The sequence below is a fragment of the Paucibacter sp. DJ2R-2 genome (assembly GCF_025717675.1).
Lineage (GTDB): Bacteria > Pseudomonadota > Gammaproteobacteria > Burkholderiales > Burkholderiaceae_C > Paucibacter_A.
Window position 1 is genome coordinate 289,496 of sequence record NZ_JAJIRT010000006.1, and the last position, 17,830, is coordinate 307,325.

The window sequence follows — 17,830 nt, forward strand, 5'->3', positions numbered from 1 at the left end:
TCAGGCGGCGACCGCGCTGGTGGCCAGCGCCGCGGTACGTCGACCCAGGAAAATCTCATCCATGCGGCCCCAGGCAAAGTCCTGCAGCAGGCGGCCAATGCGGTCGTGGGTGCGCGCAATATTGACGTAGTGGCGGAAGCGCGACTTGCTGTCGATGCCGGCGACACGCGGCTGATCGACATCGATCTCCCAGGGGTGGAAATAGAACACGGCCGACTGTTGATCCTGGGCATTGACCTGGCGAATCAACCAACGCGACACCGGATAGGGCAGCAGGCGGAAGTAGCCGCCGCCGCTGGAGGGCAGATTCTTGTTCATCACCCGCAGGGTCGTGACCGGCACTTCCAGCAGACCCTCGCGCACCGGGTAGGCGAAGCGCGGTGAATCGGGCATGCCGTAATGGTCGTGCTGGATCGGGTAGACGCTGGAGCTGTATTGGTAGCCGGCCTCGCGCAAGGTGTCGAAGGCCCAGAGATTGCTCTTGCCGATCGAGAAACTCGGCGCCCGGTAGCCAATCACCTCATGGCCGCCCAAATCTTCCAGCAGCTTCTTGGCGCGGACGATGTCTTGCATGAAAGCCTGCGGGCTCAAATCGCTGGCGCGCTCGTGGCCATAACCATGGCTGGCGAGTTCGTGACCCGCCGCCACGATATCGCGCACCACCTGCGGATAGCGCTCGGCGATCCAACCCAGGGTGAAGAACGTGGCCTTGGTTTGATGCTGGGCAAACAGGGCCAGGATGCGCTCAATATTGCGCTCCACCCGGCACTCGCAGCCTTCCCAATCGCCACGCGCAATATAGGGCGCGAAGGCCGAGACCTGGAAGTAATCTTCCACATCCACGGTCATCGCATTCCGTATGGCTTTTTGTTCAGACATGAGACTATGCGCACCCACTCTTGTTGGCTTTTAAAAATCTTCGGACACTGCACACCGATATCGGCCGAGAACCCCGGGTTCTGCCCTGCCCGTGCGACGCCCCTGTGACAGAGTGCGCAAACCGGGCAAAACCAAGCTCAATGGGTCCGGACCGCTTCCACCAGCTTCTGCAGCAAGCTCAGGGTTTGCAAATTGATGCGTTCCAGTCGCTGCAGGCCGTTTTCCAGGCGCTGCAAGCGCTCTGCAAAATGGCCCTGGCTGAGGTTCGACAGCTCTTCACTCAAACCGCTGACCTGGTCGGCATTCAGTTTGACGCGCGAGAAATCGATGGGCTGATCGGTATCCAGGAATTTACCCACACCTGTGTCCGATCCGCCACCCACCACCTGAGTGGGTGTTTGTGCTTCTTGCGCAATATCCTTGAGCACATCATGGAGTTCATGCAGGGTCAAATTGACCTTGTTGCCCATGAAACCCAGCAGCAACAAACGATCGCACAGGGAATTGATACGGCGCGGAATGCCCTGGCTGGTTTTGTAAATCAGCGGAAATACATCGGCATCGAAGGTCGGCTTGCCGGTGCTGCCGGCGCATTTCAGGCGGTGCTCGATATAAGCCTTGGTTTCGTCTTCATCCAAGGGCCCGATATGGCAGGTAGCCGCCACACGCTGACGGAACTGCTCCATCTCGGGACGCTGCAGGATGCCGCGGAACTCGGGTTGACCGACGAGAAAGGTCTGCAGCAAAGACTGGTTGCCGAACTGGAAATTCGACAGCATGCGCAGCTCTTCCACGGCCCGAGCCGAGAGGTTCTGCGCCTCGTCCACGATCAGCAGGCAGCGCTTGCCCTGGGTGGTTTGGCTGACGAAAAACGCCTCCAGCGTCATCAAGACCTCGGACTTGGGCAAGTCCTTCAAACGCACGCCAAATGCCGAGCCAACCATGCGCAAGGTATCTTCCGCATCAAGCTGGGTAGTGACCAAATTGCCGATCACCACATTGCTGCGGTTCAGGCTGTCCAGCAAGCCGCGCAACAGTGTGGTTTTGCCGGCCCCGATTTCACCCGTGATGACGATGAAGCCGTCGTTGCGCAAGACTCCATAGTCCAGGTATGCCTTGGCGCGCCGATGCTGCTTGCTACCAAAGTAGAAATTGGGGTCAGGGCTGAGCTGGAACGGCTTGCTGCTCAATCCGTAGAAGGATTCGTACATGGCTCAGAACTGCTGGACGAGGTTGGCGAACATGGCGTTTTCGCGGTACGAAATCAAACCACCCGAGTGCGCGGCACGCGCACCCAGAGTGAAATTGACCCGGGCGCCGAGGCGACAGTTCCAGCTCGCTGAAATGGAACGCAGCGTCGTGGATTGAGCGGCTGAATCACCCTCGCTGTCCTGCTGAAGCACGCTCAGGACGGCGCTTGAAGTCGGCGTCAGGTTGTGAGCAACGTTCAAACTCAGGCTGCGTTGCAACACGCGACCATTGGCCGCGAAATCACCTGAACTCGAACTGGCCGAGGCCAAACGACGGTTGTTGCTCCGGCTGGCCGTGGTCGTCACGGTAGTCCGTACACCCTGCAGGGTGTACGACAGCAACTGCGTGCGGAGTACCGTCGGGCCTGTGTCCACTACTGCACTGCCGGCCAGGGCATCCGCACTCAGGCCCTTGGCTTGAAGAAAGTTGCGAACGTAGACGTCGCGCTGTGCCGGATCCGGTATCAAAGACGCAAACTGAAAGAAATACAGGTCGTAATTGCTGCGCGGCGCACCAGCGTTTTGGAAGTTGGCCGCGTTGACCGATTGAGAGTCCGAGAAGCGCAGTGCCGAGCGCGACCACCGGTGCTCCAGGTTGTAGCTGAAAGAGTCCCCGTACTCATGGGTCTGGAAGTCAGCGGACACCTTGGTTCGCAGCGAAGGCGTCCAACTGAGGTTGGCGCCATAGGTCGAACTGTTACGCAGCACAAAATCCTTCAAATCGCTGCGCTCTCGCCCCGCCAAGATGCCCATCTGCCAGTCGATGTCGGGCTTGTAGCTGAGACTGCCAGTCAAACTGCTGACACGGTTCTGCGCACCGGTCTTGAAGCTGGACTTCTGGGTCGAGGCATCGACCGACCAAGTCAGCGCCGCACGCCCCGCCCGGCTGACCCGAAGGCTTGCTCCGTTGGCATGGCTGTCGCCAATCACTGCATCCGACACATTGGTCGCCGAAGTGTTGGCGCGCAACTCAAAATTGGCCAAGCTACCGATGTGCCCCTGCAAACGTGGCGCCACGCTCACGGTAGCCGTCTCGCGGCGATTGGCATTGGCCAGGGACGGGTCCACCGACTGCACACCAAACGCCGATGCCGCCTGCTGCGAAATCGAAGCGCTGGCGTCTACAAAAAACATTCTCTCGATGAGCTCCGCAACGCCTTTGGCCGACAGGCTGTGCTGGATACGGGCCTTCTCGTCGCTCTTTGTGTAGACAATGCCGTTCAGTGAGTAGTCCAGAGCGCCGCGGACTGCACCACGCGTCGTACTGATGGAGACACCCGGAGTCAAGGTCGTCAAAAGAGCAGCGTCCTTGCCCGTTCGGGTCAAACGGTTGTTATCGGTCCAAGTCTGCATGATGCCGAAGCGCGGCTCAACCAGCACAGACGGACGGCCCGTGGAAGTAGGCCCGGCGCCGCCGGCTTGCGCCGACCCGTCCTGAGCCCAGGCTGCACTTGCACACAACAAACAGGCCGCCGCCATCGCAATCGCACGAGGCTGCAGCGCCAAGCTGCTCTGATGAGAATATCGGCTGGGCATGAATTCAGCTGGCCGTGTCTTCAGTGCCATAGCCGTAACCATAGCCGTAACCGCCGCTGCCATAGCCACCCGAGGTGTTCGCGTTGGCCTGGTTCAACAGCAACATTTTCAAGGGACAAGTCTCGATCGTCGCCAAGGCTTGCTGAACCGCGCTCTGAGCCGTCTTTTCAGCATGAACCACCACCACGATTTGCCCCATATGCGACGCGAGAACGCGCGACTCGGTGGTCAAGAGCAAAGGCGGCGAATCGAAAATAATGATCCGGTCGGGATAGCGACGTGCCATATCGTCCAGCAAGTGACTCATGGCATCGCTGGCCAGCAACTCAGTGGCGCGAGCATGTGGGGTACCGCTCGGCAACAAGGTGAGCTTGTCAACATTGGTGCGCAACAAGACGCTGGACATGTCAACAGACTCTTCCAGCACATCCAACAAACCCGGCCCCTGAGGCAAACCCAACATGCGCAGCACTGAAGGGCGCGCCACATCGGCATCGACCAGCATCACGGTGTTGTCCAACTCGGCGGCAATACTCAGGGCCAGGTTGAGGGAAGTGAAACTCTTGCCCTCACCCGCCAAAGCACTGGTCACCATAATCAGGTTGGAGTGATTGAGGCTGGCGACGCCTTTACCCATGGCGTTCTTGATCAAGGGGCGCTTGATGACCCGGTACTGATCCGCCATGTGTGAGCGCGCCGCGTTGGGCGTCAGGAAACCTTGGGCGGCCAGTGCTTCGAGGTCCAGGTCCACACGCTTGGATGCGGGATGAAGCTCCTCTGGCCTGCCGGCCTCGGGGGGTGCGAAGCTGCCAAATGTCTCCGAGTTCTCACCAGGAAAACCAGGTACGTTCGACTGCGGCATGGGCTGCACATCATTGGGCAGGACCACTCCAGCCTGTCGCAGTTGCTCCAGCCGCTGGGCTGCTTGTTCAATCAGACTGCTCATCTCAGACCACCTGCCTGCTCAACATGATCGCCAGTGCTGTCAGCCCCAGAACATAGAGGCCCACCAAACCTCCGGTCGCAGCACCGAAACGGATCAAGTCGGAGCGCTGGTTGCGCTTGTCCGCCTCGGAGACTAGGCGCGTCACCACGCCAAGAATCGGCACATCCAGTCGCGCACGCATTTCCAGCGTGTCATGGAACACCGGACGCAACTGGCTGACTGCAAAGCTGGCTAGCACGCCGGCGACCAAGGACACCAAGAGTGCGCCGAGTAGCAATAGCAGGCGATTTGGCGCCACCGGCTTCGGATTGGCCCGAGGCGGATCAATCAGGCGGAAGTCCGCCACACCAGACGCCACATCCAGCTCGCCGGTGATAGAGGCCGACTCGCGGCGTGAGACCAGATCTTCGTAGTTCTTCTTGTGAATCGCGTAGTCACGATTGAGCTGCGCAGCCTCGGACTCCAGCTGGGGAGCAGTCTTCACTGCCGACAAGGCCTGCGCATAACGCGAGGAATACTCATCCACCCGGGCCTTGAGGGCCGCGACCTGAACTTCGCTGGTTGCCAACAGCCGATTCATTTCCTGATATGCCAAGCTGCCGCTGTTACTCCCCACCGGCGAAGGTGCAGCGGCTGCCGCAGCGGCGACCTTGCGCAACTCGGCAACTTCCTTGGCCTTCTGCGACTCCAAATCCTTGATCAACTTGCGAGCGCCGATCACATCGGGGTGTTGATCGGTGTAGCGCTGCAACAAAGAATCCAAATTCCGCCGCTGGGCATCGATGCGCGAATCGATCTCGGGCGTTGCCACCACCGCATCACCCTCTTGCAGCAGGGCCTTGACCGGGGAGTTGGTCGCCCCAGCTCGCTCTTGGGTCAGCTGAGCCTTGGCCGCGTCACGGGCATTGACGGCCTCACGGTACTCCAGCCGAGCACGTTCCAGTTGAGCACTCAACTCACCCAAGCGGCTGGCGGCGTCCTTGCCGTCACCCGACATATTCTGGATATTGCGCAACCGAAACTCCTTCAGGCGGCTCTCTGCCTCCTCAAGTTTTGCCTCGTAGGACTTGATCTGCTCATTGATGAAGGAAGTGGCCGTGGCCGCGTCCTTACGGCTTGCCCCCAAACTGGACTCCACAAAGATAGACACCAGCGACTGCACCACACGCTTGGCCGTCTCAGGGTCGTTGTCACGGTAGGCCAAGGTATAGAGGTTGTCGCGAGCCGTACTCTGGATTGACAAATTCTTGGTCACCGTCTCGATCGTGGCTTCTTGCTGAGCCTTGGACTGGTTCTTCAGGTCCAAGTCAGCCATCCGAACCAATTTCTCCACATTGGGCCGACTGATCAGGGTGCGGCTCAGCATGGTCACTTGCTGTTCGATATTCGGCTGAACAGCAAGGCCCGACATCAAGGGTTTCAATATGGACTGCGTATCCACAAAGATCCGCGCATTCGCCTCATATCGATCCGGAAGAATCCAAACGATCACGGCGCAAATCAAGCCCACGATCCAGGCTGTCGCGACGCCGGTCCAACGATATTTCCACACCCGCCGAGCGATTGCCTGCAGCTGCGCAATGAGTAAGTCCATCGAGATAGGGTTCCAGAATTAGGACACAAGCACCGAGCCCAAACCGGGCCAAACCCGTGCTGGAAGCCTCGCCGAACCGGCCCTGACCTTTCGCACGAGGGGTCGAAAGACCGAGATCAGAACAAACTCTGCGGGATGATCAGCACATCACCCGGTCGCATTTCGACATTGGCGGAAACATCGCCACGCTTGATCAAATCCTTCAAACGAACCGAGTACTGCTTGCCCGCGCCTTCAGAGGAGCGAAGGATGGTGGCCTCATTGCCGGCAGCGAAGTCCGTCAGGCCACCCACAGCGATCATCACGTCCAGCACCGTCATCTTCTGCTTGAAGGGCAGCGCCTGCGGACGCGCGGCTTCCCCAATCACGCGGATTTGCTCGCTGTATGGCCCCACAAAACTGGTCACGATCACGGTGACCACGGGATCGCGCACATACTTACCTAGCTGTGCCTCGATTTCGCGGGCAACCGCGACTGAGTTCTTGCCCTGAACCACCATCTCATCAATCAAGGGCGCTGCAACCTTCCCGTCCGGACGGACGGGAACGACCATGGACAGTTCGGGATTGCGCCAGACCATGATGTTGAGGGAGTCGCCGGCACCGATGATGTAGCTGTAATCGCCGCTGGTCGCGCTTGCGGGCGCTGGAGGGAACTTGCCATCCACGCCGGCACAACCGGCAAACACCATCGATGCTGCAACACCGAAAACAAGGCCAACACGGCGCAAGGTCGAAGCAAGAATCTTGTTCAAGGTATGTCCTCTCAAATTCATCGGCTGCGGCAAACACTGCCAGTGCTGCGACGGACGCCACGCAAAAAAGCAGCCTGAAAAACCTCCGGCATCATGCCACAGGGCAACCCCTGCTCAGACCCTGCAAACAGGCGTCTCCCACGCTTATAAACGGCAGTGGTACACGAATTTGAACAGATAGTCGACACACTTCGGACATACCCGGAGGCGAGAAGCATCAAGAGCCAGGCCGTCCAGCCCCCTTCAGCAAGGGACGAATCAGCAACAAAAGCAAACGCTGCAAGGGGTTGGCATTGCCAAAAGGGCGCCAAGTGAAGCTGAGCTTCTGCTTGTACGCATCGAACTGCATCGCCCATGGCGCCGCTTTCAAAGCACCGCGATCAAGCAAAACTTTGAGCGCCGAAACACCCATCACACCAGCACACAAATCACAGGACATCATGGTGGACGGCCCACGCCGCTCGTGAAAATTCACGGCCTCAGGCGCCACCAAATAGCCGCGTTGCAACATGGCCGGAGACAGGCCCGCAATGAACCTTGCATATTGCTCTTGCGGATTGCACCCTTCAACCTTGAAATAGTCCTCAAAACTCATGCCGCCAGGACGGAAGTAGAGTAAGGAAACACCCATTCCCAGTGGTGCAGCAGTCAAGGCCGGAATACCTCGCTCATAGCAAGCCTTGAACAGCATCCGGCGTGCTTCAATGGCAAAGAAATCTATTCCATCGACATACAAGTCGACGCCAGAAAGAAAGGCATCCAGGTTTTCTTTGGTCACGCCATCGCCAAAGCTCTCAACCTGGGCCTCAGGATTGATGTCGCGGGCCATTTCCGCCAGGACTTCCGCCTTGGGCCGACCCAAGGTCGACATTTGGGCCCCGACCTGGCGATTCATGTTGTGAACTTCAAATCGGTCGAAGTCAGAAATATGAAACGCCCCCACACCCAATCGAGCCAAGGTCAACAAGTGCGCGCCACCGACACCGCCCAAACCGGCCACCGCCACTTTCGCGGCTCGCAGTCGCGCCTGTTCATCAAGAGTCACCCAACCAATATTCCGGGAAAACGCCCGCGCATAGTCAAATTCAGGTCGAACTTCCATGGCGGCACCTTGTGTTTGTGTAGCGTCTAGTCTTCATATCGCGGCATGATGCCCGAGGAAAACAAGACAATCCAGCCGCGGCAAGAAAACCAGCCCAAATGCCTGATTTCCGAGGAAAAACCATGACCCCCGAATCACAGATTCGACGCATTCTTGACCTGACTCGCTGGGCACCCAGCGGCGACAACACACAACCTTGGCGCTTTGAGATCGTCAAGCCACAGCACGTCATCGTCCATGGTTTTGACACGCGCGACCACTGCGTCTACGACCTGGATGGCCACCCAAGCCAGGTCGCCTTGGGTGCCCTGATCGAAACCGCATCCATCGCCGCAAGCGAACATGGCTGGCGCATGCAAGCCACCCATCGCACCGAGTCTCCTGAAGCGAAACCCGTCTTCGACCTGGTGTTTGATTCAGTGCCAGAACTGGCCCGAGACCCCCTGATTGACGTCATTGAGCATCGAAGCGTTCAACGGCGCCCCATGCGTACCCAGTCCCTCACGGCAGCTCAGAAGGCAAGCCTCGCACAAAGCACCCTGGATGGACATCAGGTTCAATGGCTAGAGGGTTTTTCCATGCGGCTTCAAACCGCCAAGCTGATGTTCCGGTCGGCGAAGATTCGCCTGACTTCCCCCGAAGCCTACGAAGTCCACCGTGACATCATCGACTGGAAGCAGCAATTCAGCGCCACCAAGGTACCCGATCAGGCGCTTGGCACCGACCCTCTGACCACCCGGCTGATGCAGTTTGTGATGGGCCGCTGGGAGCGGGTCGAGTTCTTCAATCGCTATATGGCGGGCACATGGACGCCGCGCATTCAACTCGATTTCCTGCCCAGCCTACTCTGCGGCGCCCACTTCGCCCTGCTTGCGCCTACGCCACCAAAAACCCTGAACGACTATGTGGCCGGTGGACGTGCCATGCAACGCTTCTGGCTCACAGCCACTCAGCTGGGCCTGCAGTTGCAGCCCGAAATCACGCCCTTGGTTTTTTCTCGCTACGCCCGGGAAGGGCGGCCGTTTTCCCGCAAACCCGGCCTGCATGCACTGGCTGAGCAAGTGAAGTTTGAGTTGGAGCAACTCTTGGGGAGCGAGCCCGCCCATCGATCAGTCTTCATGGGGCGGCTAGGCTCCAGTGAGCCTGCCAGCTCCCGCTCACTGCGCAGGCCACTGGATGAGTTGCTGATCCACCCACACTGAAGCAATGGCAACTCCAAGAACGACTTCAACCATGCAAAAGAGGGCGCCGAAGCACCCTCTTTTGCACTGTGCCGCCGAGAACTTTCAGCCCAAGGGCGAAGCTCGCAGCATCCGCAACATCAAGCCTGCTTGCGGCGGCGGGCCGTCAAACCCAGACCCAGCAGTGCGAAGCCTGTCAGAGCCAGGGAAGTCGGCTCAGGCACGCTGAAGAAGAAGGACTGGCTGGCATCCGCTTGGCCAATGAAGTTCTTCTGGTTGCCGCCCGTGGCAGGCACGCCGTTACCGGCGCCGCCGCCGATGCCGCTGCCTTGCCAGCTGGTCGGCTGAACCCAGGTGCCGTTCGGGCCGTTGGCCGCGCCCTTGGGGCCGAAGGACAGGGTCGACGACACCGAGGTGCCCTCAAGATTCGGGGTGATGAAGGCATTGTTCGTCGCAGTCGTGCTGCCCTGGATGCTCGCCAAGGTGGTGCCCGTACCCGGATTGACAGCAGCCTGCTGGGTGAACACGGTCTGACCGCCGGTGAACACACCGCTCAGAATGTTCACGCCATCACCAAAACCGGACTGACTCACCAGATTGGCATCGGCGGATGTGTCCAGGTAGATATTCCAAGAGCCAGTCAGCGGAGTGATGGTCACAAAGCTGCAATCGGCAACGGCGCACGTCACCACTTCTTGAAAGTGAGCCTTGACCGTGATTTCATAACCAGCTGCGCCTGTACCCTTGATCAGGTTGGGCGTCGAGAACGTGCCGCCGTTGGCATCAAGAACCGCCGTTGCGAACGAGTTGTAGTACACGTCGATGACGTCTTGCTTGCCGGCAAAGTTGCCGAGCGCCAGTGCCGAACCGGCTTGAATGTCATAGCCCTTGACCAACACCGACGACGACGAGGTCCAGTCGAAGCCACCAAAGTTGTTCAAGACGCCATAAGGGGTCACAAAGGTCGCTGCTTGAGCCGAAGCCACGCCAACCACAAGGGCGGCCGCAGCCAGGAATTTTTTACTTGCTTTCATCAGATGCTCCGAAAGATACAAAGAGAGAGACGTCTCATCTTCACCATTCATAAGCACCATTCATGCCGAAACAAAATTATCCTTAAATATCAATAACTTAGAAATAATCACCAAACTCACCCCCAAGAACTAGGGATGGCATTGACAACCCATCCGACACCCGCAACCAAGGGATGGACTTGCAATTTCGTGAAATCAGTCACAAACAAAAAAGGGTGCCGAAGCACCCTTTTTCACTGCCAGATCAACCGCGGCCACAAGGCCATGGTTGAACAGCTACCGTCTCTCAAGCTTGCTTGCGACGACGAGCCGACAGACCCAGACCCAGCAGCGCGAAGCCGGTCAGAGCCAAAGAAGTCGGCTCAGGAACGCTGAAGAAGAAGGACTGGCTGGCGTCAGCCTGACCCACGAAATCAGCCTGATTTCCACCAATGGCAGGCACGCCATTGCCGCCGCCGCCGATGCCGCTACCTTGCCAGCTGGTCGGCTGAACCCAAGTGCCATTCGGGCCATTGGTTGCATTCTTAGGACCGAAGGACAAAGTCGACGACACGGTGGTGCCGTTCAGATTCGGATTGATGTAGGCATTGTTGGTGGAGCCAGTGTTGCCCTGAACGCTGGCCAGAGTCGTACCCGTACCCGGATTGACCGCTGCTTGATTGGTGGCCACAGTCTGACCACCGGTGAAGGTGCCGCTCAGAATGTTCACGCCATCACCAAAACCGCTTTGATTCAGCAGATTGGCATCGGCGGTCGTATCCAGGTAGATATCCCAAGTGCCAGTCAGCGGGGTGATGCTCACAAAGCTGCAATCCGCAACCAGGCAAGTCACCACTTCTTGGAAATGAGCCTTGACCGTGATTTCATAACCTGCACCGCCTGTACCCTTGACCAGACCCGCTGTCGTGAAGGTGCCGCCGTTGGCATCCAGAACAGCGTTTGCAAACGAGTTGTAGTACACGTCGATGATGTCTTGCTTGCCAGCAAAGTTGCCGGGCTGGCTTGCACGGATGTCATAGCCCTTGACCAGCACCGACGCGGACGAGGTCCAGTCGAAGCCACCAAAGTTGTTGAGAACACCGTCAGGGGTGTTGAATGTTGCAGCGTTGGCCGAACCCAGCAAAGCCAGCAGGCTCAAACCGGACAGAAACTTCTTCGTTGCTTTCATGGTATTTCTCCTGAGATTGGTGGGAATCGTTCCCTGGTTACTGAAATGCATGCATCATGCCAAGAAGAAAAATTCCTTTAAAAACAATAACTTAGACATCGAAGTCGCTCGGAAATCTACTGCGACGCCCAAGCCTGTAAAGAATCTCGACAAGGCATATTCACAGTTTTGACTGAACAGCCTTGAACTCAGCCCTGCTCGCAAACGCCGGATCATCCGCGACCAACTTCTTCAGCTGCGTCTGCGCCTGGTCTTTCTGCCCTGCGGCAAGCAGGTGCCGGGCCAGATTCAACCGAAACTCTGAACTACCCGGCATCAATGCCACAACCTTCTGCTGGAGTTCCACAGCTTTTGAGTACTCACCAGCGGCGGCATAGACATCAGCGACGGTGTCCATGACGCCCGGACTATTGGGCTGCAATGCCAGGGCTTTTTCCGCATACTCTCTCGCCTTGCCATCCTTGCGCTTGAGCGCCAGCGTCGCGAGATTGTTCAAGGCCGCCACGTTTTCGGGTTGCAAGGTGAGCACCTGGGCATACCAGCGCTCTGCCTGCTCAGGGCGAGAGCGGGCCAGTTCCACATCCCCGAGATAGAACAGGAACAAGGCATCTGTGCCATACGCCTTGCTGCGCTCTTGAGCGAACTTGTCGGCCGCGTCCAATTCTTTGCCGCTGAGCAAGGCCTTGTGGAGCTTCATCGCCACTTCACTGCGACGGAAGTCAACATTCAGGGCTTGCTTGTACCAACGCACCGCCGCTGGCCATGACTTTTGAAAGGCCGCTACATCCCCGGCCAGGGCGTAGCCGAAATAATTCTTGGGCTGCTCGCGCTGAATTTGCAAACAGAGTTTCTCAGCCTCGTCGCCACGCCCCGAACCCACCAAGACCGACGCCATGGCCGCCTGCGCCTCCTGGAATTGAGGCTGTATCTGCAAAGCCTTCTTCAGAACCGCAAGCGCTTGAGCAGGCTCACCCTTCCCCACATACAGTCGACCTAAGGCCATCAAGGGCGCGACTGAATTCGGCTGCAGAGCCGCCCACTTGCCATAACTGGCCTCCGCTTGATTGAAGTCGCGTCCGGCCATTTGAACAGTACCCAGAATTCGCAAAGCCTCCGGACGCCCCGGGAACTGCGTGACCGTGTCCTGAGCCAGAGTCAGCGCTTTCTTGACGTTGTTCTGCTCCAGGTAAATTCCAGACAAATGCTCGCGCGGAGAAATCTCTCCAGGAAGGGCTTTCACTGTTTCTTCGAGCAGGCCAGCCAATTCAGCTGGAGCAGCACCCCGCTGTGCCCGCAACCCGATGGCAGCCATACGCGCCTGCAGGTTCTTGGGGTTCTCCGTGGCCATGCGATCAAAACGGGCAATCGCCGCCTCAATCTTTCGCTCCTTCAGGTCGAGATCAGCCAAGCCACGCGCCGCAGGGAAGGACTGCGAATCGATCTTCAGCGCCGCCTCAAATGCCAAGCGAGCCTTGTCCGCGCTGCCTTTTTGAACCTCGATTTGACCGCGCAGGTTTGCCGCGTCGGGACGCTGCGGCTCCTTCTTCTCCAGCACGGCAACCGCCTCAAGTGCGCGCGCATAGTCTTTCTTGCCCATCAAGGAGCTGATCAGCGCTAAATCGGCGGTGACGGCCTTCTCTTTTTCCGAAATCGCACGCAACTCCTGAATGCCCAATTCAACTTCGCCCTTTTTGAGCTTGTCGACCGCAAGGTAGGTGCGGGCGCGGGCATCCTTGGGATTCAATTGCATGACTTGTTTGAAGAGCGACTCAGCTCGGGCAAACTCACCCAACTTGAGGCTGGCTTCAGCACCAACGGCCACGATCTCCGGGTCGAGAGGCGGCCGCTCCAAAAAGGGCTTCACCAAGGTCCAGGCCTTTGTCGGATTGCCGATTCGAATCAGTACACGCGCCAAGAGTGCGCGCACGCCAGGCGAGGACTCACCCAAATCCGTGCTCATGGCCTTACCGAGATAGGTTTCGGCCTGGGTCATTGCACCTTTTTGAAAGCTGATCGCACCGGCCAAGTAGAGGACCTTGCCGCTGTCCGCAGCTCGCTTGAGCAGAGGCTGAAGGCGATCTTCCGCCAGCTTCATATCGCCACGCTCAAAGGCAAGCAGCACCCCAAAGTAGGCCGTATTGAGGTTATTCGGGATCTTGGACTGCATGGAGTCCCAGACCGTTTGTGCTGATTTGTAATCCTGTTGCTGGATAAGTGCTGCGATGGCGCGACTCTGGGCCACGTAGTTCATGGCGTCCAGGTCCACCGCCTTTCGGTAAGCGCTGACGGCCGCAGCAGCCTCCCCCTTGAATTCGAGGAACTCTCCCAGAAGCAGCGAAACATCACTGCGCTGGGGTTCTTCCTTGGCCAAGGCTTCCACTTGAGAAAAAGCTGTATCGAAGTGACCTTCGGCCGCCTTCAGCCGAGATTCCACCAAACGAGCGCGGACGTACTTTGGCACGGCCACCAACGCTTGGTCCACAGCCTTTCGCGCCTCCGGCAAACGCCCTTGGGCGGAATACGCCACCGCCAGGGAGGTCTGCAAGTCGGCTTGAGCAACCGGAGGCTTCAAAGTCACGGCCGCAAAGCGGCTCAACACGCGCTCCATATCCCCCTGAAGAATCAGCACCCTCGCCTCCAGCGGCTGAACCTCCTCGTCCGGGTAGCCCAATTGGCCCGCCTTGCTCAATTCGATCAATGCGCCGTCCTGGTCACCCATTTCCGACAAAGTCTTGGCCAGCAAGAACCGAGCTTCAGACAAATTGCCATTTTTCTGAATCGCCGTCTTCAACTGAATCAAAGCAGCCTTGCGATCATTCTTTTCAAGATAGGACTTGGCGGAGCCCACCAGTTTTTCGGGCGTTTCACTGGAGCATCCCGCCATCAACGCAGCCAACACCACGGAACCAATCACAGACTTTGCAAAGTTGTTTTTCACAAGCAATCTCTTTTTCTATCCAGGAAACAGCACCAGCCACATTGGCGAAGGCGCAGCCGTCTCAGCTATACAGCCGAGCCCACGGGCCGCAAACGCATCAAAGCGCGACACGCTACCACAGGCATGAAGCGAAAAGGCTGAGGCAAACTCACGCCCCGCCATCATCTGATCGAGCGCTGCATTTGAACCCCAACAGGGCCCAAGCCCTGCCCCCTTGAACAGAGGGTGAAAAGTGCCATACCGGAGCAACATCCCTCCGAAACAAGCGGCGCCTCCCCGTCGAATCGATTCAGTCCAGCAAGTAGCCGAAAAGCACAAACGACCATGCGCAAAAAGAAAAAGGCCCAAGTTGTCGCGCAACTTGGGCCTTTTCGATGCTCGCGAAAATCAGCGAACTGGATATTGGTGGGCCGGGGGGAATTGAAAACTTGGCGCTAGCCTGCATTGTTGCTCGACTTACGCTTCCGAAAGAAAGCGAGTTACTTCAAAAATCACTGCGTCGCCTTGTACCAACAGGTCTGAATTGCCTCGCCGGGCCTGAAGCGATTCAGCTCTCTCATTCGACTCTGTTGAGAACTTGTTCGACTTGTTCATCGCTCCATCTTCCGAGGTGCAGTTCAGACCTGGGGCGATTCACATCGACTCCGACGATCACGCACGCTAGGCGCAGCTGTGCGCCGTGGCAATGTGCTTCAGCTGGGGCGAACGCGAATGCAGCATGTCAGCGCGCCAAGCTTTTTGCGACCTCCAGGCCTCTAGCGAGGATAGTGTCTCGTCCCGCGAGCAAATCACTAACCGTAGGACTTGATGGAAAGTGCGGTTGGAACCCGACGCCAACGAATTCTTCACCCGTCACGGCCTTGTCCCACTTGATGAGCGCATACAGCGTCCCTCCGGCCGGCAATGCGACACGAGCCATTTCACCTGTCGAACCGGCCGTCACTTCGCCAACCCGTTTTGCGCCGAGAGCCGAGGCAACGCTCACAAAGTCCTCGGCAGCGGACACAGTATCGTGATCCGTCAAGACCACGATGGGAATAGAGATTCGCTCCGACTCTGGCCTTGGCTTAATTTCGCCTTGCGGCAGCTGCACGAGCCGAATGGCGTCTGCCTCCGAACCGACGTTGCTGGTGTTGCCTCCTTCTTCAGCGAGTCTGATCGAAGTTTTTCGAGTCACACCCTCTTTTACAGGCGAGGTTAGAAAGTGAGATAGGATTTCCAGGCCAATATTAGAATTTCCACCGGAATTCTTTCGCACATCAAATATTATTGCGCTACTGCTGCGAATTGCCGCTATGTTATTGAGGAAAGACAAATAGACAGAGCGATCGCGAAAATCTCTTACAGAGAAATAAGATACTTTCCCAGAGTCAAGCATCTGAAAATCCAGACGCTTCGACTCTATGTCCTGAAGAAATATTAGCTTCGTACCATCCGGCCATGCGTCGCCGCGCTCAAAAACCTTGATGCGTCGCTCTCCGGCCGGGGTGAGGTAGTCAATTTTTACAAGGCTTCCGCTTTGCCCCTCAAAAATTCGAGAGACGGAAATATCTTGGCGGCGATGCGCGGTAGAAGCTACAACTCGCGGCTCTCGCTCTTTGGCAATCTTAAAGGGCTCATCACCATCGACTGCTTTGACAAGGCTGCCAAGCGGAATGTCTCTGGCCAAGTCATTCCGCACCCAAGTCACGACTGGCACACTTTCGATGAGCTCGACACCAACGCTAGGCTTTGAGCGCTTGAGCGCAGCTCCAGGAGGTGCTAGCACAAAAGTGTGCCCGTCGTTTAATGTGGCTACGAGACGGTCCAGTGCGGCGTAGTACTCCCCACTAGACTCAATCCCTTTGACTTCTTGGGTCGCTAGGTCGACAGCTGATTTGAACTCATTGATCCGATCGCGGATAGGGAATTGTCTATTAATTTGCTGCCAAATTATCGACACGCCTTCCACGCGTTGATTGGCCGTTAACGGCATTGGCTGCGCAGCGTCAACTTGAAGTGATGCAAACGATGTCATAACCAAAGCTAGCAAGACGTGTTTCATGCGGCTGAATTCCAAATTCGATTACAGCGCTTGGATAGGAATGTACTTCCGATTCTCCGGTACGGAGAGCGTACGGACTCTATACAGCGGGCATCCTAGTTCCGAGGGCTTACCCGAATAGAAACCCACCATCCACATCTTCACGAGTTCAGGATCCAATTTAATCTCACCGGATTCCAAGATCTTGCCGATGTCATTCCGGGCATCATCTAAGGCAGTTGTGCACTTCACAATTCGTCCATCAGACCGAATTCCAAACGAGTTCGCAGCTGCTGCATAGCAGACATCTGCTTCTCCTTCGGCAGCGGGGCCTGCGACGGCAATAGGATTAGCGCGTGCGGGAATTGGCTCATGTTGTGCTGTTGCGGATGGCGCGATCTTCTTAGCTGCATTGAAACGGGTCAAGATGCGTTGACGCACAGCATCAGCAATCTGCCGAGTGGTGGTACGCATCTTGTTCGTCTCGAACGCGCCGCCATAATTTCCGATCGATATCGGATGCAACTTGAAGCGTTCATCGCCACCGAAATCATTAATCAGTTGGGGAAGAAGATCATTCTCAACGGCCTCGATATTCTCGTGGTGTAAATGCAGGCGCAGTGTGATAGTAAAGTCCAGTTCCGTTGCAGCTGCCGCCAGCAGATTACCGTACACAACGCTAAACGTCCCGGCGCCGTCGGCACGTAGCCGCGTCTGATTGTGATGTTCCTCCGGCCCGTCAAGAGTAATCTGGTAGCTGGTGACGCCCCAGCCTACTAGCTTGCGCAGCATCGTCTCGTCAAGCAAATAGGCGTTGGTCGTGATCCCGCTCGCATGGGACTTCAACTCCGGATATAGGGCAACCAATTGGATGCGATGAGTCTCGATTTCCTCGATAACTTCAAGTCCCATCAATGGTTCGCCGCCGAACCAAGAGATATAGAGAGACTCTAGGCCGGCTTTGGCGCGTGCCGTCATCAACGCCTTGATTCCATTGCGGACTTCATGAGACATGCGTCCTAGCTCAAAGTCCTCATAGCAGTAAGTGCAGCGAAAATTACACTTCTCGGTCGCAAAGAGGCGCAACTCCAAGTGCCTAGGATTAATTCCGCTCAAGAAGGCCTTATACACGGCCTCGCTCATGTGTGCTGTGTTTTCCATGCGCTCCCCAGGTTAGATATAGCGCCTTCGCCGTTTTTGGCGAAGGCGCAGAGCAAATTAGCTACGAGTCAGTCAGAGGGTGCTGCCGTCACCTGAGCTCATGCACTTGCTGCCACAGTGATTGTTGTTCGACCCCTGGCAGCCGGTACCGCACTCGTTGTTGTCTGCGCCACCCACTTCGGACAGCATTTCGGCCGGGATCTCGATGCCGACTTGGGCGCCGAATTCATTGAAGGCGATTTGAGACATGTCTACAGAAATAA

General features: G+C 57.3%; 14 protein-coding genes. 1 reads left to right on the forward strand and 13 read right to left on the reverse strand.

What is annotated here, in order from left to right; genetic code table 11:
• The 7 genes from LNV28_RS16180 to LNV28_RS16210 form a co-directional block, all read right to left on the reverse strand.
• Nucleotides 1-879, reverse strand: a complete 879-nt coding sequence (locus tag LNV28_RS16180) for an XrtA system polysaccharide deacetylase (protein WP_263517402.1) — start codon at nucleotides 877-879, stop codon at nucleotides 1-3.
• Nucleotides 880-1,016: 137 nt separating this feature from the next.
• Nucleotides 1,017-2,090, reverse strand: coding sequence for an XrtA/PEP-CTERM system-associated ATPase (locus tag LNV28_RS16185; RefSeq protein WP_263517403.1), 1,074 nt, complete (start codon nucleotides 2,088-2,090; stop codon nucleotides 1,017-1,019).
• A gap of 3 nt (nucleotides 2,091-2,093) precedes the next feature.
• Nucleotides 2,094-3,695 (reverse strand): TIGR03016 family PEP-CTERM system-associated outer membrane protein, encoded by a 1,602-nt coding sequence (locus tag LNV28_RS16190; protein ID WP_263517404.1) that lies wholly within the window; start codon nucleotides 3,693-3,695, stop codon nucleotides 2,094-2,096.
• A complete protein-coding gene (locus LNV28_RS16195) occupies nucleotides 3,670-4,611 on the reverse strand; it encodes an XrtA-associated tyrosine autokinase (protein WP_263517405.1) in 942 nt (313 codons plus the stop codon). Before LNV28_RS16195 ends, LNV28_RS16190 begins: the two co-directional genes overlap by 26 nt.
• 1 nt (nucleotide 4,612) lies before the next feature.
• Nucleotides 4,613-6,205: an XrtA system polysaccharide chain length determinant gene (locus LNV28_RS16200; RefSeq protein WP_263517406.1), complete on the reverse strand. Its 1,593-nt coding sequence runs from the start codon at nucleotides 6,203-6,205 to the stop codon at nucleotides 4,613-4,615.
• A gap of 116 nt (nucleotides 6,206-6,321) precedes the next feature.
• Entirely contained in the window at nucleotides 6,322-6,897 is a 576-nt protein-coding gene (locus LNV28_RS16205; protein ID WP_263517655.1) for an XrtA/PEP-CTERM system exopolysaccharide export protein, read from the reverse strand.
• Nucleotides 6,898-7,177: 280 nt separating this feature from the next.
• Nucleotides 7,178-8,062, reverse strand: a complete 885-nt coding sequence (locus LNV28_RS16210; RefSeq protein WP_263517407.1) for a ThiF family adenylyltransferase — start codon at nucleotides 8,060-8,062, stop codon at nucleotides 7,178-7,180.
• A 122-nt stretch (nucleotides 8,063-8,184) separates the two neighbouring features.
• Here LNV28_RS16210 and LNV28_RS16215 point away from each other — a divergent pair, with 122 nt between their 5' ends.
• On the forward strand, nucleotides 8,185-9,264 hold the full coding sequence (locus LNV28_RS16215) for a nitroreductase family protein (protein ID WP_263568997.1): 1,080 nt from the start codon (nucleotides 8,185-8,187) through the stop codon (nucleotides 9,262-9,264).
• Between the two features lie 119 nt (nucleotides 9,265-9,383).
• Here the strand turns inward: LNV28_RS16215 and pepA (LNV28_RS16220) are convergent, their stop codons facing one another.
• The 6 genes from pepA (LNV28_RS16220) to LNV28_RS16245 all read right to left on the reverse strand — a co-directional run bounded on the left by pepA (LNV28_RS16220) (nucleotide 9,384) and on the right by LNV28_RS16245 (nucleotide 17,816).
• Entirely contained in the window at nucleotides 9,384-10,328 is a 945-nt protein-coding gene (gene pepA / locus LNV28_RS16220) for a flocculation-associated PEP-CTERM protein PepA (RefSeq protein WP_263517409.1), read from the reverse strand.
• Between the two features lie 235 nt (nucleotides 10,329-10,563).
• Nucleotides 10,564-11,445, reverse strand: coding sequence for a flocculation-associated PEP-CTERM protein PepA (pepA, locus tag LNV28_RS16225; RefSeq protein ID WP_263517410.1), 882 nt, complete (start codon nucleotides 11,443-11,445; stop codon nucleotides 10,564-10,566).
• Between the two features lie 160 nt (nucleotides 11,446-11,605).
• Complete coding sequence (gene prsT / locus LNV28_RS16230; protein ID WP_263517411.1) at nucleotides 11,606-14,383, reverse strand: XrtA/PEP-CTERM system TPR-repeat protein PrsT; 2,778 nt, start codon at nucleotides 14,381-14,383, stop codon at nucleotides 11,606-11,608.
• Between the two features lie 721 nt (nucleotides 14,384-15,104).
• Complete coding sequence (locus LNV28_RS16235; protein ID WP_263568998.1) at nucleotides 15,105-16,427, reverse strand: S41 family peptidase; 1,323 nt, start codon at nucleotides 16,425-16,427, stop codon at nucleotides 15,105-15,107.
• A 21-nt stretch (nucleotides 16,428-16,448) separates the two neighbouring features.
• The gene (locus tag LNV28_RS16240) at nucleotides 16,449-17,567 is read right to left on the reverse strand and encodes a radical SAM protein (RefSeq protein ID WP_318013867.1); all 1,119 of its coding nucleotides are present in this window, start codon (nucleotides 17,565-17,567) and stop codon (nucleotides 16,449-16,451) included.
• 72 nt (nucleotides 17,568-17,639) lie between these two features.
• Nucleotides 17,640-17,816 (reverse strand): hypothetical protein, encoded by a 177-nt coding sequence (locus LNV28_RS16245; protein WP_263568999.1) that lies wholly within the window; start codon nucleotides 17,814-17,816, stop codon nucleotides 17,640-17,642.
• Nucleotides 17,817-17,830: the final 14 nt, after the last annotated feature.

Bases quoted from the DNA above. Each gene is read 5' to 3' on its own strand.
- LNV28_RS16190 (WP_263517404.1), bottom strand. From the start codon at position 3,695: ATGGCACTGAAGACACGGCCAGCTGAATTCATGCCCAGCCGATATTCT.
- pepA (WP_263517409.1), bottom strand. From the start codon at position 10,328: ATGAATGGTGAAGATGAGACGTCTCTCTCTTTGTATCTTTCGGAGCAT.
- LNV28_RS16200 (WP_263517406.1), bottom strand. From the start codon at position 6,205: ATGGACTTACTCATTGCGCAGCTGCAGGCAATCGCTCGGCGGGTGTGG.
- LNV28_RS16245 (WP_263568999.1), bottom strand. From the start codon at position 17,816: ATGTCTCAAATCGCCTTCAATGAATTCGGCGCCCAAGTCGGCATCGAG.
- LNV28_RS16205 (WP_263517655.1), bottom strand. From the start codon at position 6,897: ATGGTGTTTGCCGGTTGTGCCGGCGTGGATGGCAAGTTCCCTCCAGCG.
- LNV28_RS16195 (WP_263517405.1), bottom strand. From the start codon at position 4,611: ATGAGCAGTCTGATTGAACAAGCAGCCCAGCGGCTGGAGCAACTGCGA.
- pepA (WP_263517410.1), bottom strand. From the start codon at position 11,445: ATGAAAGCAACGAAGAAGTTTCTGTCCGGTTTGAGCCTGCTGGCTTTG.
- LNV28_RS16235 (WP_263568998.1), bottom strand. From the start codon at position 16,427: ATGAAACACGTCTTGCTAGCTTTGGTTATGACATCGTTTGCATCACTT.
- LNV28_RS16180 (WP_263517402.1), bottom strand. From the start codon at position 879: ATGTCTGAACAAAAAGCCATACGGAATGCGATGACCGTGGATGTGGAA.
- LNV28_RS16240 (WP_318013867.1), bottom strand. From the start codon at position 17,567: ATGGAAAACACAGCACACATGAGCGAGGCCGTGTATAAGGCCTTCTTG.
- LNV28_RS16215 (WP_263568997.1), top strand. From the start codon at position 8,185: ATGACCCCCGAATCACAGATTCGACGCATTCTTGACCTGACTCGCTGG.
- LNV28_RS16210 (WP_263517407.1), bottom strand. From the start codon at position 8,062: ATGGAAGTTCGACCTGAATTTGACTATGCGCGGGCGTTTTCCCGGAAT.
- LNV28_RS16185 (WP_263517403.1), bottom strand. From the start codon at position 2,090: ATGTACGAATCCTTCTACGGATTGAGCAGCAAGCCGTTCCAGCTCAGC.